This is a genomic window from Candidatus Aciduliprofundum sp. HYA1 (assembly GCF_056175085.1).
Genome location: NZ_CM149694.1, coordinates 883,711 through 909,822 on the forward strand (window position 1 = coordinate 883,711; position 26,112 = coordinate 909,822).

Below are 26,112 nucleotides of genomic sequence, written 5' to 3' on the forward strand. Positions count from 1 at the left end.
CCGGTGAGGAATATGAAATGGAAGGAAGATGCGTTCACGAGGTTTTCATATCTGCAGGATGTGAGCATAACCAGGGATGGAACTCTTGTTGCCTACGTTCTTAGAAAGGCCAATATGAAGGAAAATAAGTACGAAAGCACAGTGATTATTGAGAATCTTTTGGAAGGTAAGAGGAAGTATGTGGAAGATGCCACAATGCCCAAATTCTCTCCTGATGGGAAGAAGATGCTCTACCTGCGCGTAGATGAGGATAAGAAGAAAAGTGATCTATACCTCCTTGACCTGGATAGCATGACATCAAAAAGGCTCATAGAGGCGAAGAACATAGTGGGTGTTGACTGGCACAGAAAATCGAGAAAAATTTTGATTCTCTATTCAAAGAAGTTGGAGGATGAGGATCTGTACTACGATGACTCCATTCCCGTGTGGTTCAATGGAAAGGGATTCAGGGACAATGAGAAGAATGTTATCCAGATATACGACACCGAGGGAGAGGTGGCAATTGAAGAGTTTGAAGATAAGTATGTGGAGAATGCCATGTGGTTTGGGGATGAAATAATATACACAGTTTCCCGCCGTGAAAATCCTTTTAAGTCATTTGATATCATTGCGTACAGGGGTAAGAAGAAAAAGATTTTTGAAAACGTGTCCTTTCATCCCGTTGCCACCAACGGAAAGCAGATTCTCATGCTAGGGAAGAGGGAGATGAAGCACATTTCAGGGCATTCATACCTTCTCATATACGACGGAAAAGAGGTGAGAGAGATAACATCCAGGTACGGGCTTGAGAATTTCTCAGGTAAACTGGATTCTTCTGGAAATGTGTATGCACTCACAGCAGATGCAGGAAGCGTTGTGCTTGAGAAGTTTGAGAATGGAGAGCGAAAAAGAATAGTGGGCAGTGGCTGGTACGTTTACTCCTTTGATGTGAGTGATGATGGTAAAATGGCCATCTTGATGATGAGCGATACAAAACTGGGGGAGCTGTACATCTATGATGGAAAATTGAAGAAATACACATCCTACAATGACGAGATTCTCAAAAAATTAAGACCAAGAAAGCATGTGCACTTCACCTACGAGAGTTTTGACGGCAAGAAACTTGATGGATGGTACATAAGGCCCAGAGGCGCTGGAAAGAGAAAGATGCCTGCCATACTTTTTGTGCATGGGGGTCCCAAGGGTATGTACGGGCATTATTTCCACTACAATGCGCAACTGATGGCGGATCGCGGATTTTATGTGATCTTTACAAATCCCCGTGGCTCAACAGGTTACTCCGAGGATTTTGCCCTGGAGGTTCTGAATCGCACGGGTCTTGAGGACTTTCAGGACATACTCGCAGGTCTTGACTGGGTTATTGAGCATGAGAGCGTTGATGAGAACAAGGTGGGCATAACAGGCATAAGTTATGGGGGCTATATGACAAATTGGGCCATAACCCAGACCGATAGATTCAAGGCAGCCATAAGTGAGAATGGAATCTCCTTCTGGCTGAGTTCCTACGCATTTTCGGACATAGGTCTGTGGTTCGATAGGGAGGTGATAGGCGAAGACCCGCTCAGCAACGATAATTACAGAAAACTGAGCCCCCTGTTCTATGCGGAATCTGTTAAAACTCCAATTTTGCTCATTCACAGTCTTGAGGACTACAGATGCCCCTTGGATCAGAGTCTCATGTTCTACCATGTGCTGAAATCTATGGGAAAGGAGGCCTACATTGTGATATTCAAGCAGGGCGAGCACGGGCACAGTGTACGGGGTAAGCCCAGGCACAGGTTGAAAAGGTACAGGATTTTTGTGGATTTCTTTGTTAAAAAGATAAAGGAAGAAAAGGAATTCAGAATAGAACCGCTTCTGAAGTAAAGCTTATATTCCCTTTCTTTTTTCCTTTTTCTATGATATTCGTGATGTTTGCCACAGCCGCGCCGGAGCGATTTGCGGATCTATTTCACCTTGTGAGAAATGCGAAGGTTCCAGATGGAATAAAAATTCTGGAGAAACTTGAGGTTTTTGGAAAGCCCGATGTTGTGGTGGTATTTGAGGCACCAAACGAGGAACTGGCAGCAAAATTTATTGAGCAGTTCGGAAGGGTTAGTACTGTAACCACCCATCTTGCCATGAAGGTGAGTAAATGAATTACTACGAGGAAATCGGGTTGAATACGGCAGGTGAGGTGGATATAATAGACATAACTCCAATGGTACAGTCCATAGTTGACAGATCTGGCATAAGGAATGGGATGGCGCTGGTTTTTGTGATAGGTTCCACAGGAGCTATTACAACCATTGAGTACGAACCCGGGCTAAAAAAAGATCTGCCCGCTGCACTTGAAAGATTATTTCCCAAGAGCATCCCCTATGAGCATGAAAAAACATGGCACGATGGAAACGGTCACTCCCATATACGTGCCTCTTTTCTGAAACCGGATCTGTGTGTGCCCGTTGTTGATGGGGCCCTTGTACTTGGCACATGGCAGCAGATTGTATTTGTTGAACTGGATGTGAGGAAGAGAAAAAGGCGAGTTGCCGTGCAGGTTATGGGCGATTAGCCCTTACTACTCTCCTCACTTCTTCTATATCCCTCTCATCGATTTTCAGGAGTATCAGAAGGAGGGTCAATTTTCTCAAGATTCCCCAATCAACGTCCTTCTCTAATTTTTCAATATCCTCTATTGAGAGTTCATCAAGACGTACAAGAAGGTCAAAAAGGGCATCTAAATCTGTGACTTCATAACCAATGGAACGAAGTGTTTCAGCAAGGATCTCAACCCTCTTCTTGTTCATCTTCTTTATGGCCTCATCCTTCACGTAACTCTCGGGAGCAAGAAATATCGTTCTGGCGGTTCTTCCGTAGATTTTCTCCGGAACGTTGTGAATCCTGCGCTCGCCTGTAACTTTAACAAATCCAGCCCGTTCAAGTTTCTTAATGTGCCTGAAAATCGTGGATACATCCTTATTGAGAATGGATGCAAGTTCAGATATGGTCATATCACGGAAGCGCAGAAGCCGTAGAATCTTGGTCCTTGTGTCCTCAATTATTATTTTGATTTTCTCTGGATCGTCGACAATCTCAATTTCTTTCATTGTTTGTTAAATAAAATTAAACGATTTATAGTTTTCCCCGCCCAAATAAGCGTAAACCATTCCTGCAAGGTAATTTATTACCATCTTTTCTATGAGCTTCTTTGGAAATCCAATATGCTCGAATGGAAATGGATATATCACATCCATAAGTACAAGGGGCTCAGGAGGAGCGAGACCAAAATTCATTCTTTTTTCAAATACTTCCTCTCCGAATTCCATGCCTGAGGCGTATTTCACCATGGCTGCAACCAGGCGCCTTATGAGATTCCACAGGTAGTTTCGCGCGAGGAAATCAATGCATATCACATTTCCCTCCCTTTTCACGCTTATTTTATCAATCCTTAATACCGTGTTTTTTCTTGCCCTTGTGAAGTTCTTGAAATCGTGCTCTCCCTTAAATATCCCTGCGGCGTCCCTTAATAGACCAATATCATAGCCAAAATCAAAAAGATGGTATCTGTACCACCTTTTCTCTGCATGGCGAGGGTTTAGATTATAAGGAGAAAATGAATGAAAATATATTCCATTCAGATTTGAGTTGAGCATTCCGATAACTTTTCTGGGCTCCATATTCGTGTGGATTAGGATCACATTTCCAAGGGCGCTCACTCCTCTATCTGTGCGGGATGCGCTTTTCAGATCCTTGGCTATGCCCTTTTCCCTGAGCACCCTTAGAATCTCCCCCTCCACTGTTGGCACATCAGGCTGCCTCTGATATCCGTAGAATTTTGTTCCATCGTATGCGAATTTGAGGAGCATATATGCATATCGACACATTTTTAATAATCCTTTTCCATTACTGCATATGGAAAGACTGTGGGCTCCGTGGAGAATAGAGTACGTGCGTATGGAAAAAATGGAAGGGTGCATATTTTGCAAGTTTCCCAAGGAAAACAGGGATGAGGAGAATCTCATCTTGTATCGTGGAAAATATGCGTTCATAATAATGAACAACTATCCCTACAACCCCGGCCATGTTATGGTTGCCCCCTACAGGCATGTGGGGAATCTTGAAGAGCTGAGCGACGAGGAAATCTTGGAGGTGCATCGCCTCACCTCTCTGGCAATAGGGGCGATAAAAAATGCGATGAACCCACAGGGATTCAACATTGGAATAAATATAGGGCGCGTGGCAGGCGCGGGCATTGAGGGGCATGTGCATGTGCACATCGTACCAAGATGGAATGGTGATACGAATTTCATGCCCGTGCTTGCAGACACCAAGGTGATCGTGCAGGGAATAAGGGAGAATTACAGGGAGTTGAGGAAGGAGATAGAAAAAATCATCTCTTCTTCAGAACGGCCGTGAAGCCGCGGATCTCCAGTATATCCGCGTTGCACTTCTCAGCAAGGTTCTTTATCTTCTCCTTGAAGTTATTCCTGTCCGAGTTTTGGAGGAATTTTATCTTGACTATCTTTCTCTTCTTCAATTGCATTCGGATCTCCTCTATTATTCCCTCCGTAATCCCTGCCTTTCCGATCTGCACGGTGGCCTTGAGTTCCATATTCACCCCAATGGAGGCTTGGTTAAAAATGTTGCCATAATTTTTTTATTCCACATAGCCATGGTGAATTATGAGGGAGATAAGAGCCCCAAGGGGCACAAAATTGAATGCAAAATCATGGCAAACCGAAGCGCCGCTTCGCCTGTTAATGAACAACCTTGATCCCGAGGTGGCCAAGGACCCTGCGCATCTCATCGTTTACGGCGGCACAGGCCGTGCCGCAAGAAGCTGGGAAGCTTTCGATGCAATCGTGAAAACTCTCAAGGAAATGGAGGAAGATGAAACTCTTCTCGTTCAAAGTGGAAAGCCCGTGGCTGTTTTCAAGACGCATGAATGGGCACCTCGCGTGCTAATAGCGAATTCCAATCTCGTGCCAAAATGGGCAAACTGGGAGTATTTCCGCGAATTGGAAGAGAGAGGATTGATAATGTACGGGCAGATGACCGCGGGCTCGTGGATTTATATCGGCACGCAGGGTATCCTTCAGGGCACATACGAAACACTTTACGCCGTTGCAAGGAAAGAGTACGGACAGCATGATCTCACGGGCAAGTGGGTTCTCTCCTCGGGCCTGGGAGAGATGGGCGGTGCGCAGCCTCTCGCGATAACCATGAACAACGGTGTTGGCATAATCGTTGAGGTTAATAAATGGGCCATTGATCGCCGTCTGAAAGGTGGATATCTGGATACCTGGACCGATGATCTTGACGAAGCTCTCAAGATGAAGGATGATGCCCTCAAGGAGGGAAAGCCTCTGAGCATAGGATTGCTTGGCAATGCGGCCGAGATTTATCCCGAACTGGTTAGGCGGGGCATAGTGCCGGATATAGTCACGGATCAAACGGCTGCGCATGATCCCCTCAACGGATACATACCTGCCGGATACAGTGTGGAAGAGGCTGCGGAGCTGAGAAGCGAGGATCCTGAAAAGTATCTGGAAGAGGTTCGCAAATCCCTGCGCAAGCATGTGCCTGCGATGGTATGGTTCAAGGAGCATGGAGCTAAGGTGTTTGATTACGGAAATAATATAAGAGCACAGGCCAAGGAGGCTGGGGTTGAGGATGCCTTCAAGATTCCCGGCTATGTACCTGAATACATTCGCCCTCTATTCTCGGAGGGAAGCGGGCCATTCCGCTGGGTGGCGCTCAGTGGAAATCCTCAGGACATATTTGAGACGGATAATGCCATACGCAAATTATTCCCGGAGAACAAGCATGTGATCCAGTGGCTTGACAAGGCAGAGGAGCATGTTAAATGGCAGGGCCTGCCCGCGCGTATTCTCTGGCTCAATTACGGTGAAAGGGAGAAGGCGGGACTGGCATTCAACGAACTTGTGCGTGAGGGTGTTGTGGATGCGCCCATAGCAATTGGCCGCGATCACCACGATACGGGAAGCGTTGCCTCTCCATACCGAGAAACGGAGAGGATGAAGGATGGCAGCGATGCCATTGCCGACTGGCCGATTCTCAACGCCATGCTCAACGTCGCCTCAGGTGCTACATGGGTATCCTTCCATCACGGTGGTGGCGTCGGCATAGGATACTCCCTGCACGCGGGAATGGTCATAGTGGCCGATGGAACTGATCTGGCTGAGAAGAAATTAAGCAGGGTGCTCAACAACGATCCCGGCCTGGGCGTTGTGCGCCATGCGGATGCTGGATACGAAATCGCAATTCGCACCGCGAAGGAGAAGGGCATCTGGATGCCGATGCTTGAGTGATTTTTTTTCCTCTTATTTTTACAACTTTTTACTCTTGGGTACTGTGCTGTTTGAGGAGATGTGGATTCCGAAGGTGGTGTTATTGTAAACTACTGTAAATCCAACAAATTAATTGCTCTGCATTTACCGTAAAATTTTTAACATTTACAGTTATTTACAGTAATATGAAGATGGAAGAGTTGATGAGGATCATAGGGGAAGGTGAATCTGAGAGAGTTGAATTCAAGGAGAGGGTTAGCAATAGGGTGATTGTGGATGTTGTTGCATTTGCCAACGCCGAGGGTGGCTATATAGTTCTGGGCATTGATGATGATGGGAACATAAAGGGCATAGACACGAAAAAGGCTAAGGAATATATTAGCAACAGCATTCAGAGCATAATACCTCCACCGAAATTGAGGATGTATGAGTTTGAGATAGATGGAAAGAAAATTCTGGTATTAAAGGTTAACAAATCCCCAACTCTGTGCAGTATTGGGGGAGTTGCCTATATAAGGATAGGTGCGGGCGTGAGACCACTGTCAATTCAGGAGATTGTTATGCTCTCCTCGGAGATGGGTACCATAAATTGGGATGAGATGCCCATTGTGGATATCGATGCATTGCGAGATGATTATCTTCGGTGGTATTTTTCCAGACTGGAGGAGGCAAGGGGTAGAAAGATAGAGGAGGAAGATTGGGAAAGATATTTGAGGAGTGTAAAAGCGATAAAAAACGATAAACTTACAAACGCGGGTGTTCTGTTTTTCACAGATGCTGATAAACATATACCTCATTCTGGGGGCAGGATACTATTTATGGAGGGAAATGAGGTTAGAGAGAGCAGAGAATATACTGGACCCATTTGGAAGGTTATTGAGGATATGCACTCCACGCTGGAAAGAGAATTGAAGAAGGAGGAGATCATCGTAGGGCCAAGAAGGAAGGTTATTTCAGGATATCCAATGAGAGCGATCAGAGAGGCCTTGATAAATGCGTTTGCGCATCGCAACTACGCTATATCTGCGGATGTGCGCGTGTTTGTTTATCCTCAGAGGATCGTTATTCGCAATCCTGGAGGGTTGATGCCCGGTGTTGATATCGCAGATCCTGAGCATGTGCCAAGAAACCCGGTGCTGTGCTCATTGCTGTATGATACAGGTTACATTGAGAGGTATGGGTACGGAATAAGGATGATGCGATCGGAAAGCGAAAAGTATCCGTGGATAACTCTCAAATTTGAGCCCAGAAGTCAGAGATTTGATGTGGCCTTCATTAAGAGTTATGAGCATATTCTGGACGATGTGGACAGGAAGATACTTGAGATTCTTGGAGAGGCGAGAAAGAGCAGCGAAATAGCCAGGATGGCTGGGATATCAAAACCCACCGCAATAAACCACCTCAAAAAACTGGAGAGATTGAGATTGATAATCAAAAAGGGCAGTGGTGCGCATATAAGGTATATGAGAAAATAGCAGAGCAAATTTAATAAATTTTGCCATTATATCTTCTTGTGATGTACGAGCAGCCCACCCATGATCTGGCTCAATTTTTGATAGGGAGCGAGAGAGAGTTGAAAAATCTCCGCAGTGAAGTTACGAGCGATTCGGATGAGGCGTTGAGGATTGTGTAAGATGAGGTAACAAATTGATATTCAATTGAAGTTCAGATACTAGGTGATAAGATGCGAATTAGATTTGCAACTCTTGAGGACGTTAGAGGGATAGTCGAAATTCACAGAATAGGTAAACATCTAAAAGGGGATCTCTACAAGCTCTACTCCATGGGTGGACCTTGGATGAGTGTTGAAACTATGGCAATTCATATTAACAACCTTCTATTAGATAATCAGTTGGTTGCAGTTGCAGAAATCGACGGAAAAATTGTTGGTGAAGTTGAGGTTATATTCTCTGAGGAGCCCTTTTTGAGAAGGCAGATTAAAATAGCCCATATTGATGTTATTGAAGTTCATCCTAATTATCGAGGTAGAGGTATAGGTAGGTCCCTTATGGAATTTGTAGAGAATGTTGCTAGTGAGCGAAAAGCTCAACTTCTCACGGTTCAACCTAATGAAGATGTTGAGAGTTTCTACAGAAAGCTCGGCTTTGATATTAAGCTTTTTAATGGGTTTACTGTTTGGGTTCCCACGCTAAATGGGCATGGTGAGGATGGCACAGAGTCCTTTGAATTTGAATGGAGAGATGTCACAAACCTTGAATTAGTTGCAGGACACTTTCAGAGCTCCTACAGCATGTGGTTTTCGGCATTCAAAGATAAAATCTTTGGTATTCATTATGTTATACAAGCGGGAAAGTGTGGGGAATCTTACTATGCTTTTAGAAATCTTCCTGGTAGGGAGGGTGTCGCGTTGTTTTTATGGGGGAGAATTGAGGATCTATATCTAGTCCTTGAAAAGGCTAGGAACCTTGGGTTTACCAAGGTTCTAACAGTCCTTGGTGATGCTGATGTATTTGAAGCAAAGAAAGTAGGAAAGATAGAGATAATTGGAAAGAAGGTTACGGGAAGTATTTTACTATAGTGCATATTAAGGATAAGCCTTGAGAAAATGGCAAGGAAAGATCAAATTCAAGGTATAGCCTATGGTATCCTGAGAGTAAAATTCTAAAACTTATAATTGCTTCTATTATTTCCAAAACTACAAGATACAAACGATGCTGTTTTTTCTTTCTCTATTTCTCCGAATTCTTTATATACAAAATATCTTTATGGTGGGCCAAAGAAGTTAGCCAGACGCCAAGGGCGTAATGGCCCGCGATCCGGCCCAAATGGGAGTTTTGGGCTAGGAAACGGCGTCACGGCTGCTACGAGGTGAAAAGTATGGGAAGTTCGCATCATCCTAGAAGAGGCTCTATGGCGTATTATCCACGCAAGAGAGCGGCTAGTCACATACCGCGCATTAGGACATGGCCCGAGATAGAGGATGGACCACGCATACAGGGATTTGCAGGCTACAAGGCTGGAATGACGCACGTGTTCACGGTGGATTGGAGAAAGCACACAACCACCGCTGGCCAGGAGATATGGACACCGGTTACCGTTATTGAGGTTCCACCCATGAAGGTTGCTGGTGTTAGATTTTACGAGCGCACGATATATGGACTCAGGAGCATCGGTGAGGTTTGGGACGAGAATCTGGATAAAGAACTGTCAAGGAGATTTCCATTGCCAAAGGAGTACAGCAAAGAGGGTGTCCTTTCCAGAATAAAGGGAGATGTTGAGGATATTCGTCTTATGGTGCACACCCAGCCCAGGCTTGTGAGTGGCGTACCCAAGAAGGCTCCCGACATAATGGAGATTCGAGTCGGGGGAGGAACGATTGATGAGAGGAAAGAATACGCTCTCAACCTTCTGGGTAAGGAAATAAAATTCTCCGATTTCAAGAGTGAGGGTAAATTTGTTGATGTTGTTGCCATCACCAAGGGTAAGGGATTTCAGGGGCATGTGAAGAGATTTGGTGTGAAATTGCTGCATCAGAAGAACAGGAAGCACCGCAGGATGATCGGTACTCTGGGTCCTTGGCATCCGGACTGGGTTCGCTACACCGTGCCTCAGGCAGGGCAGATGGGCTATCATCAGAGGACGGAGTACAACAAGAGGATCATAAAATATGTGGATTTTGTGGAGGAGAATGGGGAGAGAAAGCTGGCCATGGAGATAACTCCTGAGGGTGGATTTCCCCATTACGGTGAGGTTCGCAACCCCTATGTGCTCATTCATGGCTCCGTACCTGGGCCTGCCAAAAGGTTGATAAGATTCCGCGATCCCGTTAGGCAGGTTCTTGAGGATGTTGAGAGCATTGAGATTACCTATGTATCATTGCAATCCAAGCAGGGGGTGTGATGAATGCGTGTCAATGTTTACACAGTTGAGGGCGGTGTGAAAAGGCAGATAACCCTTCCCAAGGCCTTTAATTATCCATACAGGCCTGATTTAATAAGGGAGGCCGTTCGTGTATTTCAATTGAATAGGGTACAGCCCCATGGTGTGGATCCCATGGCGGGTATGAGACGTGTGGCAGAGTCCTGGGGCCCTGGGCATGGAATATCCAAGATGGTTCCCAGGGTTGGGCATACCTCAAGGGGTGCGATAATTCCCAGCACGGTAGGAGGTCGTGCAGGTCATCCGCCCACAACCCAGAAGGTCTGGAAGAGGAAGATGAATGTCAAGATGAGGAGATTGGCCAAGTACAGTGCCCTTAGCATGACGGCAAACAAGGTCATGGTTGCAAAGAGGGGTCATAGATTCAATCCAGATCTCACACTTCCACTTGTTGTGGAGGATGAATTTGAGAAAATCTCGACCACGAAGGAAGCAATACGTGCCCTTAAGAATCTGGGAATTTATGAGGATGTTGAAAGGGCAAGTGAGAGGCGCATCCGTGGTGGAAAGGGCAAGAGACGTGGCAGAAGATACAAGATAAAGAAGAGTGTTCTCATTGTGGTGTCAAACAAGGAAAACGTTGAGAAGGGCTTTAGGAATCTGCCTGGTGTGGATGTTGTCACCCCCAGGGAGCTGAATGCTGAGGTTCTGGCCCCCGGCACACATGCTGGGCGCCTTACCATATTCACTGAGAGTGCCATAAAGGAGATCAGGAGGTGGGTTAAATGACGTTTCATCCAACCAAGGTGATTATCAAGCCCTATGTCACGGAAAAAACGCTATTGCTCATAGAGAAGGAGAACAAACTCACCTTCATAATCAGAAGGGATGCCACAAAGGCTCAGGTGAAAAACGCGGTTGAGCGTCTTTTTGATGTGGAGGTTGAGCAGGTTAACACCTACATCACAAAGTACGGGAAGAAGGCAATTGTTAAGCTGAAGAAAGGTTACAGTGCCGAGGAAGTCGGCATGAGGTTGGGTATATTCTAAGGTGGTGTAAATGGGTAAGAGAATAATTCCACAGAGAAGAGGTCGCGGGACCTCCCGATATCGTGCTCCCAGTCACAGGTATGCAGGTAAGCCTGTAAATCCAAAGGTGGATAGTGCTGTTGGGATTGTGAAGGAAATATTCCACGATCCAGGCCACACAACTCCACTGGCAGAGGTTGTTCTCGATAATGGTGAAAAGTATCTTATGCTCGCCCACCTGGGCATGTACGAGGGTCAGGAAATTCAGATTGGTGAAGGTGCAGAGATCAGACCTGGAAACGTACTCCCATTGGGTAGCATACCTGAGGGTGTACCCATATACAATATAGAGGCCCAGCCCGGGGATGGGGGCAAGTACATTCGCTCTGGTGGTTCCTACGCCCAAATTGTTACCCATGGCATAAAGACCACGGTTCAGATGCCCTCTGGAGAGTTCAAACTCTTTGACCCAAGATGCAGGGCCACCATAGGCATAGTTGCAGGTGGGGGCCGCAAGGAAAAGCCCATGCTCAAGGCGGGAAAAGTTTATCATGCCTGGCGTTCAAAGGCCAGAAAGCATGTGCAGGTTCGCGGTGTTGCAATGAATGCTGTGAACCATCCCCATGGAGGAGGAAACCATCAGCATGTTGGCAGACCCAGCACTGTGAGCAGAAATGCTCCACCTGGGCGTAAGGTTGGAAGATTATCACCCAAAAAGAAGAAGAGGAAGAGGTGAGTAGATGGCTAAGATGAGAAAAATCAGCGCCAAGGCGGCGAGAAGGAGAAAGAGGAAGACGAGAAAACTGGTAATGGGGAGAATGAAGGAATTCTCCTACAGGGGCTATTCCCTTGAAGAGTTGCAGAGGATGAGTTGGGACGAATTTGCCGAACTCCTTCCCGCCAGGGCCAGAAGAACCTTGAAACGTGGATGGGACGAAGAGCGTATGAAGGCCGTACGCAAGATAATCAACTCCGATGGTAAGGTTGTTAGAACACACAGGAGAGATCTCATAATTCTTCCACAGTTCGTTGGAAAGCGTGTTGCTGTCCATAATGGTAAGGAATTTGTTGAAATTGAGATTAAGCCTGAGATGATAGGTCACTATCTTGGAGAGTTTGCACTTACAAGGAAGGAGGTCAAGCACAGCGGTCCAGGTGTGGGAGCAACCCGCAGTTCCAAGTTTGTGCCGCTGAAGTGAGGTGAGTGTGATGCCTTACAGTATGAAGGTTGAAGGTGACAAATACGCAAAATCCTTTGGCAGGGATCTGCCCATATCGCTGAAGGATTCGGTCAATCTCTGCCGTGCCCTTAAGGGCATGCGTCTTGAGGATGCCAAGGATTACCTTGAGGACATAATAAAGAAAAAACGTGCGGTGCCATATTTCAGGTACCTTGATTCCGTGTCCCATCGCCGTGGTATCGGTCCCGGCAAGTATCCTGTAAAGGAGGCAAAATACATACTGAAAGTACTTGAAAATGCCGAGGCAAACGCCGAGGATAAGGATCTTGACACTGATAATCTCTACATTATACACATTGCGGCCAATAAGGGCGAGGTCTATAAGAGATACGTTCCGAGGGCCATGGGTCGATCTGTGGAACTTCGTAGAGAGCGCGTTCATATTGAGGTGATCCTTGAGGAAAGGACTCCTGAGGAGGAATAATTATGGATGAGAGAAAATTTGTGAAGGAGAGCGTGAATCGCCTGCTGATGAAGGAGTACCTCATGAAGGAAACTGCCATGGCGGGATTTGGGGGGCTTGAAATACAGCGTACGCCCCTGGGTACCAGAATTGTGCTTGAGGTTGAGCGTCCTGGAATGGTTATAGGCAGGAAGGGTGCCAAGATAAAGGAACTCACCGAGAGGCTTCAGCAGGATTTTGGTGTTGAGAATCCAACCATTGAGGTAAAGGAGAGTGATAATCCGTATTTGAATGCGCAGATAATGGCTCAAAAACTTGCAATGGCCCTTGAGCGTGGCTGGCATTTCAGACGTGCCGGGCACTCCACCCTGAGGCGCATAATGGAGGCTGGGGCCAAGGGTGCCCAAATTATAATTGCGGGTAAATTGACCGGAGATAGGGCCAGAACGGAAAAGTTCATGGCCGGCACGATAAAGTACAATGGAAAACCCGTGGAACTTGTTAGATTCGGATATGCAACCGCGAAGACCAAGCCCGGTATAATCGGAGTGACTGTTAAGATAATGCCTCCTGATGCAAAATTACCCGATGAGATCAACATCATTCCTCCAGGTGAAGAGGAGCCAGCGCAGGAAGTTCAGGTGGAACCCAAGGAGGAAAATGAAAATAAGGATGTTAAGGAAGAGGTGAAGGAAAATGCCCAAGGAACTGAAGGCAAGGCAGATACGGGAAATGAGTCCTGAAGAGCGAGTCAAAAAATTGGGTGAACTTCGCGAGGAACTGATGCATGAGTGGGGGGTGAGCGCCATGGGCGGAGCTCCACCCAATCCTGGAAAGATAAAGAGTTTGAGAAAGCAAATTGCAAGGATACTAACGGTGATGAACGAATGAGATCCAGAAAAAACATTGCCATGCATGAGTTGATAGGTCTTCGTGCGGAGGTTAAGGATTCAACCAATCCGAATCAGATCGGAATCTCCGGTAGGATAGTTGATGAGACCTACCACATGCTGGTGATCGAAAAGGATGGAAAGAGGAAGATGATAATGAAGAAAGGTGCGAGGTTTGGAATATGGCTCAACGAGGAGTATGTTACGCTAAATGGAGATAGGATAAATTACAGACCTCATGAAAGAATTAAAAAACTTATGAGGAGGAGAATAAAATGATAAGGGATATTGGAGTGGATGCAAAGCCGCCCGAAAAGGAGTGCAATGACCCATTTTGCCCCTGGCACGGTCATCTGAAGGTCAGGGGGCAGATCATAGAGGGTGTGGTCATATCCGATAAGATGAATAATACTGTGGTTGTTGAGAGGGAATATCTCCGCTATGTGCCCAAGTATGAGAGATATGAGAAGAGGCGCAGCAGATACCATGTGCACAATCCACCCTGCATAGATGCTAAGGTCGGTGATCATGTGCGATTTATGGAGTGCAGACCCCTCAGCAAGACCGTAAGTTTCGTGATCATTGAGAAGATTGAGAGGTGAGCATAATGAAGGGAATTGCTGGCAGACAGACCCGCGGATTGCCCACAGGGGCAAGATTGATATGCGCCGATAATACAGGAGCCAAGGAAGTTGAAATAATTCAGGTTCTCAAATATCATAGTGTTGCGAGAAAATACCCCTCTGCGGGAGTTGGTGATATGGTGATTGTCAGTGTTAAGAAGGGCAGTCCTGATATGCGTAAGAAGGTTTTCCCTGCAGTTATAGTTAGACAGCGCAGACCCTTCAGAAGGGCTGATGGCACTTGGGTTCAGTTTGAGGATAACGCCGCGGTCATAGTGACTCCCACTGGAGAAACCAAGGGCTCCGAGATAAAGGGTCCTGTGGCGAGGGAAGCTGCGGAGAGATGGCCGAGAATTGCTGCAATAGCCAGCATAATTGTGTGAGGTGTTGATTATGGTGTCATATTTGCCAAGGAAGCAAAGAAAAATGCTGTACCAGGCTCCTAAGCACAGAAGGCAGAAGATGATGAAGGCCCATCTCAGCGATGAACTATTTGGAAAATACGGGCTCAGGAGCCTTACTGTGAGAAAGGGTGATGTTGTGCGTGTTATGCGCGGTAAGTTCAAGGGCCATGAGGGGAAGGTAGTGGAGGTAAATCTCAAGAACATGCGCGTTGCTGTTGAGGGAGTTACCGTTCGAAAGGTGGATAACAAGGCAGTGCAGTACTGGATTCACCCATCAAATCTCATGCTTGTCAAATTGGATCTCAGCGATCCTAAGAGGAAGGATAAGATTTTCAAACTTGCCGAGCAGAAGAGGGGAGTTTCCATAGAGGAACTTGAGGCAGGTATTGAGGAAGAGGCCGTAGAGGAATCTGTGGAGGAAGAAGAGGAGAATGAGGAAGAAGAGGAAAACGAAGAAGAGGTGAATGAGAATGAGTGATCATATTAAGAGACTTGCTGCACCCCGGATGTGGCCCATTGCAAGGAAGGAGTACACCTTTGCTCCCAAGATCTCTCCGGGTCCGCATCCCGCCGAGAGGGCAGTGCCCATGCTCATCGTTCTTAGGGACATGCTTAAATTGGCCAATAACAGAAGGGAAGCCAAGAAGATTCTCAACTCCAGGAAGATAAAGGTGGACGGACGTGTGATCACAGATATAAGGTTTCCCATAGGATTTATGGATGTCATAACCATTGATGATCTGGATAAGAGTTATAGAGCAGTTTACGATATTTACGGCAATCTGCGCATCGTTGAGATACCCAAGGACCATGCAGAGTGGAAACTTGTGAGGATAGAAAACAAGCATGTTGTTCCTGGAGGTAAGATACAGCTCAATTTGCACGATGGTAGAAACATACTTCTGGATGAGAACAAGTACCACACCAAGGATGTTCTTAAAATAAAGGTTCCCACCCAGGAGATAATTGCCCACTATCCCATGGCTGAGGGAAGTGTGGCCATTATAATCGGTGGAAAGCATCGTGGAAGAGTTGCCCACATAAAGGAATATGTCGTTGTAAGGGGTCCCCAGGATAATATGGTCAAGTTCGAGGAAGGATTCGAGGTTAATAGCCGCAACGTATTTGTCATTGGCGTGGGCAAGCCAGAGATCACGATACCAGAGGTGAGCGCCCTATGAAGGAGGAGAAGGTGAAGAACCCGATGAGGGACATAGTCATAGACAAGGTGGTCATCAATATGGGCGTAGGGGAGGCAGGTGAGAAACTTCGCAGAGCACAGAAGGTCATAGATCTGCTCACCCACAGAAAACCTGTGCAGACCGAGGCAAAGAAGACCATAAGGGACTTTAACATAAGAAAGGGGTTGCCCATAGGTTTAAAGGTTACCCTTAGGGGCAAGGAGGCAGAGGACTTCCTTCGCCGTGCCCTGTGGGTTAAGGATTTCAAGGTTCCAAATTACTCCTTTGATTCCAACGGGAATCTTAATTTTGGTATCTCGGATTACACCGAGTTTGAGGGAATGAAATACGATCCAGAGATAGGTATATTCGGCATGGACATAAGCGTTGTTTTCAGAAGAAGGGGCGGCTACAGAATTGCAAGAAGGAGAATCAAAAAGAAAAAGATTCCAGCCAGGCACAAGGTCACCCGGGAGGAGACCATGCAGTTCATGCGTGAGAGGTTCAATCTCAACATTCTGGAGGTGGAATGATGGTTCGTGTCAAGCTCAGACCAAAGAAGAAGTTTGGACGAAGCGAGGGATGTGTTCGCTGTGGAAGGAAGAGAGGATTGATAAGGAGATATGGTCTAAGACTCTGTAGGCAATGCTTCCGAGAGGTTGCCTACGAGCTTGGATTCAGAAAGTATTCTTGAGGTGATGAAAAATGCAGAATGATCCACTGAGTGATGCTCTGTCGCGTATAAACAACGCGGCCATGGCGGGCAGGAGAGAGGTATTAATAAGACCAGCATCCAAGTTGATAGGCAGGGTGCTTAAGATCATGCAGGACCATGCTTACATTGAGGAATTTGAATACATAGAGAACGGACGGGGAGGCATGTTCAAGGTTCGTCTCGGGCCTTCCATAAACAAATGTGGGGCCATAAAGCCAAGGTTCTCTGTAAAGCGTGATGAGATGGAAAAATTCGAGTCCAGATATCTTCCAGCGCAGGATTTCGGCATATTGATAATAACGACAAACAAGGGTGTTATGACCCATACAGATGCAAAGAAGATGGGAGTTGGAGGAAAACTCCTGGCCTATGTGTACTGAGGTGATATGAATGCCCGTTGCAGATATTGTTAAGCATGAAATCGAAGTTCCCGATGGAGTTGAGGTCAGGCTCGAGGGATTCAACCTCCATGTTAAGGGTCCTCTGGGCGAGATAAGCAGAGAATTCAAGCACACAAGGGTGAAGATGAGCATCCAGGATGGTAAGGTTGTGGTATACTGCCCCCTGCCTAAGAAGAAGGAGTATGCCTTGGCTGGCACATGGAAGGCCCATGTGCAGAATATGATAAAGGGTGTTACCGAGGGCTTTGAGTATCATCTGAAGATTCTCTACGCCCACTTCCCGATGAAGGTTACAGTGAAGGGTAATAAGGTAGTTATAGAGAACTTCCTTGGCGAAAGGGCTCCTCGATATGCGGATATATTTGGAGATGCCAAGGTTGAGATTAAGGGAGATACAATAGTTGTGAAAAGCATAAATAAGGAGCATGCGGGACAGACCGCCGCAAATATAGAGAGGGCCACAAGGGTGAAGAATAGGGATCCTCGTGTGTTCCAGGATGGAATTTACATTGTGAAGAAGGGGTGAAATAAATGGTTAAGTTGAAGCCAAAACTGAGTGATGAGGAAAAACGACTCCTCAAGATTCGCAACGAACTGAATCGCAAGCGCCCTTGGTTCAGAAGGCAGGAATGGTTTAGGTACAAGAGATTGGGTGATGCCTGGCGCAGACCAAAGGGCAAGCACTCAAAGATGAGGGAGCATAAGGGTTATCGCCCTCCTGTGGTTGATTCAGGTTATCGTGGTCCAAAGAAGGTTCGTGGTCTGCACCCATCCGGATTCAGGGAGGTACTCGTTTACAATCCAAAGGAACTTGAGGGTATAAATCCTGAGAAGGAGGCCATAAGAATAGCCAGCAGGGTGGGTGTCAGAAAGAGAATGGAAATAGAAAAGAAGGCCAAGGAGATGAACATCAGGGTGCTCAATCCAATGCTCAGGGGTGATTGAAGATGGATGTTAAGTTTCAGCGAAGACTTGCGGCAGACATATTGAAATGCGGGGAAGAGCGCGTCTGGATGGATCCCAATGCCCTTGATGAGATAAAGGAAGCGGTGACGCGGGAGGATATAAAGATGCTCATAAAGAGAGGGCTGATAAAGAAGAAACAGAAGCGTGGCACCTCCCGTGTGAGGGCCAATTATATAAAGGCCCAGAAGGAGAAGGGACTGCGAAAGGGTCCGGGTTCCAGAAAGGGCAAGAAATACGCAAGGTATCCCCGCAAGAGGAGATGGATCAAGACGATAAGGCCAATAAGGGCTACCCTGAGGGATCTCCGTGATGCTGGAAAAATTGATAGGCACACTTACAGGCGCTTTTACAGGCTCGCCAAGGGTGGCACGTTCAAGAGCAGAAATCATCTTCTGACTCACCTCAAATCTGAGGGCTATCTCAAGGAGGAATGAAAATGGCAAGAAATGCGGTATATAGGGTCAAGATGCGCAGAAGGCGTGAGGGTAAAACGGACTACAGGAAGAGACTTGCCTATCTCAAATCCGGTAAGCCCAGAGCCGTTGTGAGGAAAACCCTGCGCTATGTTATTGTTCAGATTGTTGAGTATCAGGATGATGGAGATAGAATTGTTGTGGGCGTAACATCTGCTCATCTGAAAAAATACGGATGGGAAGGGTCATTTAAGAACACCCCTGCAGCGTATCTCACGGGGTTTCTGGCAGGTAAACTTGCCCTCAAGAAGGGTATTGAAGAGGCCATTTTGGATATAGGATTGCAGAGTCCCGTAAGGGGTTCAAGGGTATTTGCTGCACTCAAGGGTATGGTGGATGCGGGTCTTGAAATCCCGCACAGTGAGGAGATTTATCCAGATGATTCCAGGATTAGGGGTGAGCATATATCAGAGGATGTGGCAAAGATGTTTGATGAAGTTAAAGCCAAGATAATGGAGGTATGAAAATGGACTGGGAACCAAAAACAAGGCTTGGGAAACTCGTTTACGAGGGGAAGATAACCAACATGTCCCAGGCACTGAGAAGCAATTTGCCTCTGCGAGAACCTGAGATAGTTGATATACTTCTTCCCGAACTGAAGGAGGAAGTGATTGATGTTCGTATGGTGCAGAGAATGACCGATAGTGGCCGCAGAACGAAGTTCTCCGTTATGGTCGCCGTTGGAAATGGCGATGGTTTTGTGGGCATAGGGAAGGCCAAGGCAAAGGAAGTTGGTGCGGCCATAAGAAAGGCAATTGAGGTTGCAAAACTTAACATAATTGAGATAAAGAGAGGTTGTGGTTCCTGGGAATGCGGTTGCGGAATGCCCCATTCCATTCCCTTTAAGGTAACCGGTAAATGTGGATCAGTGCGTGTGACTCTTAAACCCGCGCCAAAGGGTGTTGGTCTTGCGGTTGGAGATGTTGCAAAGACCATATTGACTCTTGCAGGAGTAAAGGATGTTTGGGGCTTTACTCAGGGCCATACGAAGACCACGGTCAACTATGCCATGGCCACCTTTGATGCACTTAAGCAAACCACAATTGTTAGGGTAAATCCGAGGTTGATAATGCCAATTTACAAAGGAGGTGTAGAGGATGTACGCAGTGGTCAGAGTTAGAGGTCGCACAGGTGTTAGGAAGGATATAGCAGACACGCTAAAAATGCTCAATTTAACCCGTATAAATCACTGTGTTCTTGTGCCGGATACGCCTGCATATCGCGGTATGCTTCAGAAGGTTAAGGACTATGTGACTTGGGGTGAGATTGACGAGGAGACATTGTTGAAGTTGATTCGCCTGAAAGGTCGTCTGTATGGGGATAAACCCATAACGGACGAGTATGTGAAGGAGACCATGGGATTCGATGATCTTGAAACCCTTGTTAAGGCCATTATTGAAGGAAAGGTGCTTTACAAGGACATTCCAAATGTGAAGCCCGTTTTCAGATTGCATCCTCCATTGAAGGGCTGGGAGAAGACCAAGAGGCACTTTACGGAAGGGGGTGCACTTGGGTACAGGGGAGAGAGCATCAATGCCTTGATCAATAGAATGTTTGGACCGGGGGTGGAATAAATGGCAAAGAAGAAATCGAGGAAGATGAGAGGTTCAAATACCTATGGCCATGGGCGTAAGGGTAGAAGAGGCGCGGGTCGCAAAGGTGGCAGAGGATACGCCGGTCTTGGTAAGCATCACTGGAGTTTTGCCCTGAAACATCCAGAGTTCCTTTGGGGCAACCATGGCTTCACATCCCATCATCCCAAGGAGGAAATTGAAACCATAAATATTGGAGTACTCAACGAGAATTTAGATGCCCTTGTGAAGCAGGGTATTGCCAAGTTAAACGAGGATGTTTATGAAATTGACCTGAGTGCTCTGGGAGTAAAGAAACTCCTTGGAAGGGGAAAGGTGACCAAGAAAATCAGGGTTAAGGTTAAATATGCATCTTCTAATGCCGTAGAAAAAATAGAAGATGTGGGTGGTGAAGTGATCTATGTCTGAAGAACAAATACCCCGGAAGAAGGGACTGGCTCTGCCGGTTATACTCTCGTGGATAATCTTTGCTTACCTTTACTTCTCAATAGTTGGTTGGAAACTGTTGAGCATTCAGGATATGTGGAACATAGTGACCAAGCAGTGGGTTAGTTTTCTCATATTCTCTCTCTGGTCAGTCCCTCTGTTCTATTTGGGGTATTTGGTTATTTCATACAACGGAGATAAAAGCAAGTTGTACGGTTTGAAACCCGTGCTGGAATATCTGCCAATGATCCGCAAGCCCAAGGGTCATGTGCAGTTCAAGCACAAGTTGATGTGGACTTTCATCACCCTCTTGATTTACTTCTCGCTCACTAATATTTACATATACGGACTTGATAAGGCAAAGACGATTGATCTCTTTGCATCCTTTCGTGCCATAATGGCCGGTGCTTCAGGTTCTCTTGTGCATCTCGGTATAGGTCCAATAGTAACGGCAAGTATCATAATGCAGCTGTTTGTGGGTGCAAAAATATTCAACATAGACCTTACCAACGATGAGGACAAGGCCATATATCAGAGTACCCAGAAATTGCTGGTTATAATAATGATCTTTGTTGAAGCCATTCCACAGGTGTTTGGATATCTGCAGCCATCCGATGCCTTTGTTAAGGGTCTAAATGCCTTTGCTCCGGGATATGGAATGTTCCTGGCCCAGCTAATAATAGTTCTGCAGCTCTTCTTTGGCTCTTATCTGGTCTTTCTTATGGATGAGGTAGTATCAAAATGGGGTATAGGCTCCGGTATATCCCTCTTCATTGCAGCAGGTGTGTCTCAAGCCATATTCACAGGTATAGTTTCATGGATTCCACCACAGCCAAATTCCCCCCTAAGTCTGAATAATCCGCCCAGCGGTACCATACCAAAGACAATTTATATACTCACCCACAGCAGTGCAGCCCAGCTATATGGTGGAAGAATTGAATCAATCCTCTTCGCACCTCCAAATCCGATAATTGCACTGATAGGAACAACCATAATATTCCTCCTTGTTGCCTATGTACAGAGCGTTAAGATTGAGTTGCCATTGGCCCACGAGCGTGCCAGGGGCGCAAGGGGCAGGTATCCTATCAAGTTGATGTACTCCTCAAACATACCTGTTATACTGACATCAGCTCTGCTAGCCAACGTTGCAATGTGGTCCATTCTGTTCTGGACCAATCCTACTTTGAGCCATGTTCCAATTTTGGGACACAATCCCTGGATCGGCGCCTATCCAACGGCCCAGCAGGCGGCAGAATGGGGAATAAAAACAACCACACCCATAGGTGGTATAGCATATTATCTGAACAGGATCAGAGGTCTCAACTACTGGCTTCTGCCACTCATCAATCCGCAGGCCTATCACTATGTGTTCACATATCAAACCTACTGGATGCTCGTTGGAAATGTGGTAATCTTCACGTCCTTTATGATAGGGATGAGCATCATATTCGCCAAGTTCTGGATCGAAACCGCAAATATGAACGCGAAGGCCATTGCCAAGCAGATTCAGTCAAGCGGGATGCAGATTCCAGGATTCAGGAGAAGCCCTGCTGTTCTTGAAAAGATTTTGAATAAGTACATTCCTGCGGTTACCATATTCAGCGGAGCTGCTGTAGGTGCCCTTGCGGCATTTGCTGACCTAATTGGTACTGTGGGAAATACATCCGGTACAGGTGTTCTGCTTACCGTGGGTATACTGATCCAGCTGTACGAGGCAATGGGTAGGGAGCAGTTGATGGAGATGCACCCTGTGATAAGGCAGTTCTTCGAGTGATTGAAATGAGAGTGGTGGCAGCAGGTGTGCCTGGTGTGGGTAAGACGAGCATACTGGAAGAGGTTGCAAAGAGGGCAAATTACCCCATCGTGAACTTCGGCACGCTGATGTTTGAGATGGCAAGGGAAGAGAAACTGGTTGAGCACAGGGATCAGATGAGAAAACTTCCCATAGAGATACAGAGGGACCTTCAAAAAAGGGCGGCAGAGCGAATATCTGGGATGTCCGATGTTATTGTTGACACCCATTTCACAATAAAAACACCCTCTGGCTATTTTCCGGGGCTTCCTCGCTGGGTTCTTGAGGCAATGAATCCTGAGATACTTGTGGTGATAGAGGCATCTCCTGAGGAGATATATGGCAGGAGAGTGAAGGATGCCACTAGGGAGAGGGATGTTGAGAGTGTGGATGAGATAAATGAGCATTTGCAGGTAAATAGATATAGTGCCTTTGCATGCTCCATGTATACGGGTGCCACGGTGTTGATATTGAAAAACAATGATGGTCAGCTGGATAGGGCGGTTGAGAGGTTTATGGAGGCCTTGAGATGACAGACTCTCAGGAACCTATTGTGCCAAAAACCCAGTCGAGTATGAGCGGAATGTACATGATGTTCACATTCCTTATGCTTATGATACTATTCATCCCAAGTTTGAGATATGCGCTTGGTAATGTGGCTGGGATAGTCTTGGAACCTCTCTTTTCCTTTGATTACATGTATCCTCTCTACACCTTCCTTGCCACGGGAATTCTGGTGACCCTTATAAACACATGGGCTCGCCATCACTTTACAGACTGGATAAATATGGCCCGCATACAGACGAAAATGAAGGCCTTCAACAAGGTTTACAGAGAGGCCATGCAAAAGCAGGATCTCAACAAACTTGAAAAATTGAAAAAGCTGCAGACCAAGTACATGGCGGAGAATATGAACATTCAGAGCAACAGTATGAAGGCAACGATGTTTACCATGTTCATTGTGATTGCTATATTCACCTGGCTCTGGCTATTTCTCCAGGCCAAGGTAAGTTACACCCTCATAGCCATACCCTGGAGCAATGTTATTGAGCTCAACAAGGTTCAGTATCTGTTTCCAAACTGGCTTCTCATATACTCTGCCCTCACAATGCCCCTCAGCTGGGTGGTTACGTACATATTCAAGTTTTTCGAGTTCAGGAAGAGGTTGGAAAAACTTGGTTCCGAGCCCGTATCCGGGGCGGTGGAATGAGAATAACCATAAGTGGTCCTCCGGGAAGTGGAAAAACAACAGTTGCAAAGGTTTTGGCGGATAGATTGGGCTATGAATTGGTTTCGGGTGGTGAAATCTTCAGAGAAATGGCAAGAGAAATGGGTATGGATCTTGTTGAATTCAGCAGATATGCTGAGGAAAACTGGGAAATTGATAGGCGTTTGGACTCCCGCTTGGTGGAACTTGCAAAAAGTAAGGAAAATGTGGTTATTGACTCCCGGTTGAGTGGATGGCTCATGCATCTCAATGGTATTCCAGCCTACAAGGTATTTGTGGATGCCTCTCTCGAAGTTCGTGTTTCAAGGATTAGAAAAAGGGAGGGTGGAGATGAGGAAACTGTCAAAAGGGCAACAATTCTCCGTGAGCGCAGCGAGAAGAAGCGATACAGGGAGATTTATGGCATAGATTTTGATGACCTATCAATTTACGATCTCGTTGTGAACAGTGATTCTCTCACTCCTGAAGAGATAGTGAATATGATTCTGGAGGGGATTGGATATGGAACGCACAGTTGAGGAACTTCTAAGTTTTGGAGTTGTTGTTATTGATAAACCCAAGGGACCCACAAGCCATCAGGTAAGTGCGTGGGTTAGAAACATACTTAATGTGAACAAAACTGGTCACGCTGGTACCCTTGATCCCAAGGTCACCGGTGTACTTCCAATTGGTATAGGAAGGGCCACGAAGATAATCAATCTCCTGCATCTTGTGCCCAAGGAGTATGTTGGTGTTATGCGTTTCCATGGTGATTTCTCCGAGAAGAAATTGCTCAATGTGATGCGAGAGTTTGAGGGGGAGATATATCAGACTCCCCCATTGCGCTCTGCAGTTGCAAGAAAATTGAGAAAGCGCAGGGTTTACTCTCTGGAAATTCTGGATACTGAGGGTCGCGATGTGCTTTTCAGAGCAAGGGTGGAGTCTGGAACGTATATACGAACATTGTGTAACGATATTGGAGAGGCCATGTGTATAGGGGCCCATATGGAGGATTTGAGACGCATATCCACGGGACATTTCAAGGAGGGGGATGCCCATACACTTCAGGATTTGCTGGATGCATACGTTTTTTGGAAGGAAGAAGGAGAGGAAAAATACATAAGGAGCATAGTAAAACCGGGGGAGGAGATAGTTTCCTTTCTTCCACGGGTGGTTGTTAAGGATTCTGCTGTGGATGCACTTGCTCATGGTGCTCCCCTTTACAATCCTGGAGTATTGAGGATGGATGAATTTAATAAAGGAGATTACGTTGCAGTGTACACGGAGCGGGGTGAACTTGTGTCTGTTTCAAGGGCATTGCTGGAAAATGACATCGTGGCTGAACCGTTCAGGGTAATAATGGAACCGGGAAGATATCCCAGAAGATGGAAGGGCCCGTAGGCTAGTCAGGATAGACTGTGGGTCTTCGGAATCCACGACCCGGGTTCGAATCCCGGCGGGCCCGCTTCTCTTCTATATTTTCGTAGGATTCTCATGGAGTACCATGGCATTCAGAGGAAGGAAGACCATAGAGATACGAGTTGTGCTTGAAAGGACTGCCTAATTGTACAAGAAAGTATGGGGATTAAAGGGAGTCCGATTAATTCTTCCAGACGAAGATATACCGCTGCACAAAGGAGCATGCGTGAGATGAATAGGATTCCTAAAAAATTAGTGCGGGTGCCGGGATTTGAACCCGGGGCAAAGCCGTGGCAGGGCCTCGTGTTACCAGGCTACACCACACCCGCATCCCGAGGGTAATAAATGTTTTTATATTTAAGGTTTTAGAGCCTCATTTATGATAGCGTTGACATGGATCCTGGCAGTATCTAAGAGTGGAACGGAAGTATCTCCATCTTTCAGAGCAATGGGCAATTCTGTGCACCCAAGTATTGCCGCATCAATCTCGTTCTTGTAAGATTCAATGAGTTTCACAAGATAACCCTTGCTCTTGGTGTTTCCAAAGGATAGTTCTTCAAAGATTATTCTGTCAACCTCATCAATCTCCTCAGGATTCGGGACCATGACTTCAAGTCCATGGCCTCTGAGCCCGCGGATGTAAAATTCGGAGGTCATAGTTATTTTTGTTCCCAGAAGTAAAAGTTTCCTGAAATTTCTTCTCTTTGCCTCCTCTGCCACCGCGTCTATTATGCTTACCATCTTTGCCTTGCTCCCTTTCTGAAGCTCTGGGAATATTATGTGGGGTGTATTCGCCGACAAAGCAATGATCTCAGCGCCAGAATTTTCAAGTGCCCTTATACCCTCCATGATATACTCCTTTTTCTTCGTCCAGTCGGGCAACTCTCTGAATTTTTTGAAGTTCAAACTGAATATCACTATCTCAGGGTAGAAGTTCTTTTCAAATCTTTTCCTTGAAATTTCCACAAAATTCCTGTAGTAGTATATTGTGGATTCTGGGGTGGTGCCCCCGATTATGCCTATCCTCTTCATGGAGGGGCATAGGTCTGGAGAATATCATAGTTGCGGTTATAAAAAGAAGGAGGGTTTAGAATAAGAGCGCATGGTGCGGGCAGAGCAGCGCCGAGGGGGAGATTTGAACTCCCGAGGCCTTGCGGCCAGTGGATCTCGAATCCACCGCCTTGCCGGGCTAGGCTACCTCGGCTCTTGAGGTGGATTGAC

The 26,112-nt window shown here is 46.4% G+C and carries 39 protein-coding genes and 3 tRNA genes; 36 read left to right on the top strand and 6 right to left on the bottom strand.

Features of this window, described 5'->3' with window-relative positions; translation table 11 throughout:
* The first annotated feature begins 12 nt into the window (after positions 1-12).
* From AC0S1O_RS04785 to AC0S1O_RS04795, 3 genes are read left to right on the top strand one after another with little or no spacing between them, the layout of a single operon-like run.
* A complete protein-coding gene (locus tag AC0S1O_RS04785) occupies positions 13-1,866 on the top strand; it encodes a S9 family peptidase (RefSeq protein WP_475393200.1) in 1,854 nt (617 codons plus the stop codon).
* Positions 1,867-1,898: 32 nt separating this feature from the next.
* On the top strand, positions 1,899-2,138 hold the full coding sequence (locus AC0S1O_RS04790) for a hypothetical protein (protein WP_475393201.1): 240 nt from the start codon (positions 1,899-1,901) through the stop codon (positions 2,136-2,138).
* Positions 2,135-2,551 (top strand): secondary thiamine-phosphate synthase enzyme YjbQ, encoded by a 417-nt coding sequence (locus AC0S1O_RS04795; RefSeq protein ID WP_475393202.1) that lies wholly within the window; start codon positions 2,135-2,137, stop codon positions 2,549-2,551. Before AC0S1O_RS04790 ends, AC0S1O_RS04795 begins: the two co-directional genes overlap by 4 nt.
* On the opposite strand, the gene AC0S1O_RS04800 is transcribed toward AC0S1O_RS04795, so the two are convergent.
* On the bottom strand, positions 2,538-3,086 hold the full coding sequence (locus AC0S1O_RS04800) for an ArsR/SmtB family transcription factor (protein ID WP_475393203.1): 549 nt from the start codon (positions 3,084-3,086) through the stop codon (positions 2,538-2,540). The two genes, AC0S1O_RS04795 and AC0S1O_RS04800, sit on opposite strands and share 14 nt — an antisense overlap.
* 6 nt (positions 3,087-3,092) lie before the next feature.
* On the bottom strand, positions 3,093-3,845 hold the full coding sequence (locus AC0S1O_RS04805; protein WP_475393204.1) for a tRNA pseudouridine synthase A: 753 nt from the start codon (positions 3,843-3,845) through the stop codon (positions 3,093-3,095).
* Positions 3,846-3,891: 46 nt separating this feature from the next.
* On the opposite strand from AC0S1O_RS04805, the gene AC0S1O_RS04810 reads away from it, so the two are divergent.
* Positions 3,892-4,395: an HIT family protein gene (locus AC0S1O_RS04810; RefSeq protein WP_475393205.1), complete on the top strand. Its 504-nt coding sequence runs from the start codon at positions 3,892-3,894 to the stop codon at positions 4,393-4,395.
* On the opposite strand, the gene AC0S1O_RS04815 is transcribed toward AC0S1O_RS04810, so the two are convergent.
* Positions 4,370-4,591, bottom strand: a complete 222-nt coding sequence (locus AC0S1O_RS04815; RefSeq protein ID WP_475393206.1) for a YhbY family RNA-binding protein — start codon at positions 4,589-4,591, stop codon at positions 4,370-4,372. The genes AC0S1O_RS04810 and AC0S1O_RS04815 overlap by 26 nt on opposite strands.
* Before the next feature lie 67 nt (positions 4,592-4,658).
* Between AC0S1O_RS04815 and hutU the strand changes: the two genes are divergently transcribed.
* The 32 genes from hutU (at position 4,659) to AC0S1O_RS04975 (ending at position 24,937) form a co-directional block, all read left to right on the top strand.
* On the top strand, positions 4,659-6,311 hold the full coding sequence (gene hutU / locus AC0S1O_RS04820) for a urocanate hydratase (protein WP_475394472.1): 1,653 nt from the start codon (positions 4,659-4,661) through the stop codon (positions 6,309-6,311).
* A 164-nt stretch (positions 6,312-6,475) separates the two neighbouring features.
* Positions 6,476-7,765, top strand: coding sequence for an RNA-binding domain-containing protein (locus AC0S1O_RS04825; protein ID WP_475393207.1), 1,290 nt, complete (start codon positions 6,476-6,478; stop codon positions 7,763-7,765).
* A 209-nt stretch (positions 7,766-7,974) separates the two neighbouring features.
* Positions 7,975-8,829: an N-acetyltransferase family protein gene (locus AC0S1O_RS04830; RefSeq protein WP_475393208.1), complete on the top strand. Its 855-nt coding sequence runs from the start codon at positions 7,975-7,977 to the stop codon at positions 8,827-8,829.
* Positions 8,830-9,128: 299 nt separating this feature from the next.
* Complete coding sequence (locus AC0S1O_RS04835; RefSeq protein WP_475393209.1) at positions 9,129-10,151, top strand: 50S ribosomal protein L3; 1,023 nt, start codon at positions 9,129-9,131, stop codon at positions 10,149-10,151.
* 3 nt (positions 10,152-10,154) lie between these two features.
* Positions 10,155-10,919 (top strand): 50S ribosomal protein L4, encoded by a 765-nt coding sequence (rpl4p, locus tag AC0S1O_RS04840; protein WP_475393210.1) that lies wholly within the window; start codon positions 10,155-10,157, stop codon positions 10,917-10,919.
* Complete coding sequence (locus AC0S1O_RS04845) at positions 10,916-11,179, top strand: 50S ribosomal protein L23 (protein ID WP_475393211.1); 264 nt, start codon at positions 10,916-10,918, stop codon at positions 11,177-11,179. The genes rpl4p and AC0S1O_RS04845 overlap by 4 nt, the downstream gene beginning before the upstream one ends.
* A gap of 10 nt (positions 11,180-11,189) precedes the next feature.
* Positions 11,190-11,894: a 50S ribosomal protein L2 gene (locus AC0S1O_RS04850; protein ID WP_475393212.1), complete on the top strand. Its 705-nt coding sequence runs from the start codon at positions 11,190-11,192 to the stop codon at positions 11,892-11,894.
* A gap of 4 nt (positions 11,895-11,898) precedes the next feature.
* Positions 11,899-12,357: a 30S ribosomal protein S19 gene (locus AC0S1O_RS04855; protein WP_475393213.1), complete on the top strand. Its 459-nt coding sequence runs from the start codon at positions 11,899-11,901 to the stop codon at positions 12,355-12,357.
* A gap of 10 nt (positions 12,358-12,367) precedes the next feature.
* Complete coding sequence (locus AC0S1O_RS04860; RefSeq protein ID WP_475393214.1) at positions 12,368-12,823, top strand: 50S ribosomal protein L22; 456 nt, start codon at positions 12,368-12,370, stop codon at positions 12,821-12,823.
* A gap of 2 nt (positions 12,824-12,825) precedes the next feature.
* On the top strand, positions 12,826-13,545 hold the full coding sequence (locus AC0S1O_RS04865; RefSeq protein WP_475393215.1) for a 30S ribosomal protein S3: 720 nt from the start codon (positions 12,826-12,828) through the stop codon (positions 13,543-13,545).
* Positions 13,499-13,693, top strand: coding sequence for a 50S ribosomal protein L29 (rpmC, locus tag AC0S1O_RS04870; protein WP_475393216.1), 195 nt, complete (start codon positions 13,499-13,501; stop codon positions 13,691-13,693). Before AC0S1O_RS04865 ends, rpmC begins: the two co-directional genes overlap by 47 nt.
* Positions 13,690-13,971 carry a ribonuclease P protein component 1 gene (locus tag AC0S1O_RS04875; RefSeq protein WP_475393217.1) on the top strand — a complete coding sequence of 94 codons (282 nt, stop codon included), beginning with the start codon at positions 13,690-13,692 and terminating at the stop codon, positions 13,969-13,971. The genes rpmC and AC0S1O_RS04875 overlap by 4 nt, the downstream gene beginning before the upstream one ends.
* Complete coding sequence (locus AC0S1O_RS04880) at positions 13,968-14,294, top strand: 30S ribosomal protein S17 (protein WP_475393218.1); 327 nt, start codon at positions 13,968-13,970, stop codon at positions 14,292-14,294. Before AC0S1O_RS04875 ends, AC0S1O_RS04880 begins: the two co-directional genes overlap by 4 nt.
* Positions 14,295-14,299: 5 nt before the next feature.
* The gene (locus AC0S1O_RS04885) at positions 14,300-14,698 is read left to right on the top strand and encodes a 50S ribosomal protein L14 (RefSeq protein WP_015283601.1); all 399 of its coding nucleotides are present in this window, start codon (positions 14,300-14,302) and stop codon (positions 14,696-14,698) included.
* Positions 14,699-14,708: 10 nt separating this feature from the next.
* Entirely contained in the window at positions 14,709-15,197 is a 489-nt protein-coding gene (gene rplX / locus AC0S1O_RS04890) for a 50S ribosomal protein L24 (protein ID WP_475393219.1), read from the top strand.
* The gene (locus AC0S1O_RS04895; RefSeq protein ID WP_475393220.1) at positions 15,190-15,900 is read left to right on the top strand and encodes a 30S ribosomal protein S4e; all 711 of its coding nucleotides are present in this window, start codon (positions 15,190-15,192) and stop codon (positions 15,898-15,900) included. Before rplX ends, AC0S1O_RS04895 begins: the two co-directional genes overlap by 8 nt.
* Positions 15,897-16,433: a 50S ribosomal protein L5 gene (locus AC0S1O_RS04900; protein WP_475393221.1), complete on the top strand. Its 537-nt coding sequence runs from the start codon at positions 15,897-15,899 to the stop codon at positions 16,431-16,433. The genes AC0S1O_RS04895 and AC0S1O_RS04900 overlap by 4 nt, the downstream gene beginning before the upstream one ends.
* Entirely contained in the window at positions 16,433-16,594 is a 162-nt protein-coding gene (locus AC0S1O_RS04905) for a 30S ribosomal protein S14 (RefSeq protein WP_015283605.1), read from the top strand. Before AC0S1O_RS04900 ends, AC0S1O_RS04905 begins: the two co-directional genes overlap by 1 nt.
* An 11-nt stretch (positions 16,595-16,605) precedes the next feature.
* Positions 16,606-16,995 carry a 30S ribosomal protein S8 gene (locus tag AC0S1O_RS04910; protein WP_475393222.1) on the top strand — a complete coding sequence of 130 codons (390 nt, stop codon included), beginning with the start codon at positions 16,606-16,608 and terminating at the stop codon, positions 16,993-16,995.
* A 10-nt stretch (positions 16,996-17,005) separates the two neighbouring features.
* Positions 17,006-17,542, top strand: coding sequence for a 50S ribosomal protein L6 (locus AC0S1O_RS04915; protein WP_475393223.1), 537 nt, complete (start codon positions 17,006-17,008; stop codon positions 17,540-17,542).
* A gap of 5 nt (positions 17,543-17,547) precedes the next feature.
* A complete protein-coding gene (locus AC0S1O_RS04920; RefSeq protein WP_475393224.1) occupies positions 17,548-17,961 on the top strand; it encodes a 50S ribosomal protein L32e in 414 nt (137 codons plus the stop codon).
* Positions 17,962-17,963: 2 nt separating this feature from the next.
* Complete coding sequence (locus AC0S1O_RS04925) at positions 17,964-18,416, top strand: 50S ribosomal protein L19e (RefSeq protein WP_475393225.1); 453 nt, start codon at positions 17,964-17,966, stop codon at positions 18,414-18,416.
* Between the two features lie 2 nt (positions 18,417-18,418).
* A complete protein-coding gene (locus AC0S1O_RS04930; RefSeq protein ID WP_475393226.1) occupies positions 18,419-18,919 on the top strand; it encodes a 50S ribosomal protein L18 in 501 nt (166 codons plus the stop codon).
* A 2-nt stretch (positions 18,920-18,921) separates the two neighbouring features.
* On the top strand, positions 18,922-19,575 hold the full coding sequence (locus tag AC0S1O_RS04935; protein WP_475393227.1) for a 30S ribosomal protein S5: 654 nt from the start codon (positions 18,922-18,924) through the stop codon (positions 19,573-19,575).
* A complete protein-coding gene (locus AC0S1O_RS04940; RefSeq protein WP_475393228.1) occupies positions 19,553-20,029 on the top strand; it encodes a 50S ribosomal protein L30 in 477 nt (158 codons plus the stop codon). The genes AC0S1O_RS04935 and AC0S1O_RS04940 overlap by 23 nt, the downstream gene beginning before the upstream one ends.
* Positions 20,030-20,455, top strand: a complete 426-nt coding sequence (locus AC0S1O_RS04945; protein ID WP_475393229.1) for an uL15m family ribosomal protein — start codon at positions 20,030-20,032, stop codon at positions 20,453-20,455.
* Positions 20,448-22,247, top strand: a complete 1,800-nt coding sequence (secY, locus tag AC0S1O_RS04950; protein ID WP_475393230.1) for a preprotein translocase subunit SecY — start codon at positions 20,448-20,450, stop codon at positions 22,245-22,247. The genes AC0S1O_RS04945 and secY overlap by 8 nt, the downstream gene beginning before the upstream one ends.
* A gap of 5 nt (positions 22,248-22,252) precedes the next feature.
* Positions 22,253-22,798 carry an adenylate kinase gene (locus AC0S1O_RS04955; protein ID WP_475393231.1) on the top strand — a complete coding sequence of 182 codons (546 nt, stop codon included), beginning with the start codon at positions 22,253-22,255 and terminating at the stop codon, positions 22,796-22,798.
* On the top strand, positions 22,795-23,475 hold the full coding sequence (locus AC0S1O_RS04960; protein ID WP_475393232.1) for a DUF106 domain-containing protein: 681 nt from the start codon (positions 22,795-22,797) through the stop codon (positions 23,473-23,475). Before AC0S1O_RS04955 ends, AC0S1O_RS04960 begins: the two co-directional genes overlap by 4 nt.
* Positions 23,472-24,011: a (d)CMP kinase gene (cmk, locus tag AC0S1O_RS04965; RefSeq protein ID WP_475393233.1), complete on the top strand. Its 540-nt coding sequence runs from the start codon at positions 23,472-23,474 to the stop codon at positions 24,009-24,011. Before AC0S1O_RS04960 ends, cmk begins: the two co-directional genes overlap by 4 nt.
* The gene (locus AC0S1O_RS04970) at positions 23,995-24,873 is read left to right on the top strand and encodes an RNA-guided pseudouridylation complex pseudouridine synthase subunit Cbf5 (RefSeq protein ID WP_475393234.1); all 879 of its coding nucleotides are present in this window, start codon (positions 23,995-23,997) and stop codon (positions 24,871-24,873) included. The genes cmk and AC0S1O_RS04970 overlap by 17 nt, the downstream gene beginning before the upstream one ends.
* Positions 24,864-24,937 (top strand) — tRNA-Arg (locus AC0S1O_RS04975). Before AC0S1O_RS04970 ends, AC0S1O_RS04975 begins: the two co-directional genes overlap by 10 nt.
* 210 nt (positions 24,938-25,147) lie before the next feature.
* On the opposite strand, the gene AC0S1O_RS04980 is transcribed toward AC0S1O_RS04975, so the two are convergent.
* The 3 genes from AC0S1O_RS04980 to AC0S1O_RS04990 all read right to left on the bottom strand — a co-directional run bounded on the left by AC0S1O_RS04980 (position 25,148) and on the right by AC0S1O_RS04990 (position 26,095).
* Positions 25,148-25,220, bottom strand: a tRNA-Gly gene (locus AC0S1O_RS04980).
* Positions 25,221-25,248: 28 nt separating this feature from the next.
* Positions 25,249-25,923: an aspartate/glutamate racemase family protein gene (locus AC0S1O_RS04985; RefSeq protein ID WP_475393235.1), complete on the bottom strand. Its 675-nt coding sequence runs from the start codon at positions 25,921-25,923 to the stop codon at positions 25,249-25,251.
* An 88-nt stretch (positions 25,924-26,011) separates the two neighbouring features.
* Positions 26,012-26,095 (bottom strand) — tRNA-Ser (locus AC0S1O_RS04990).
* Positions 26,096-26,112: the final 17 nt, after the last annotated feature.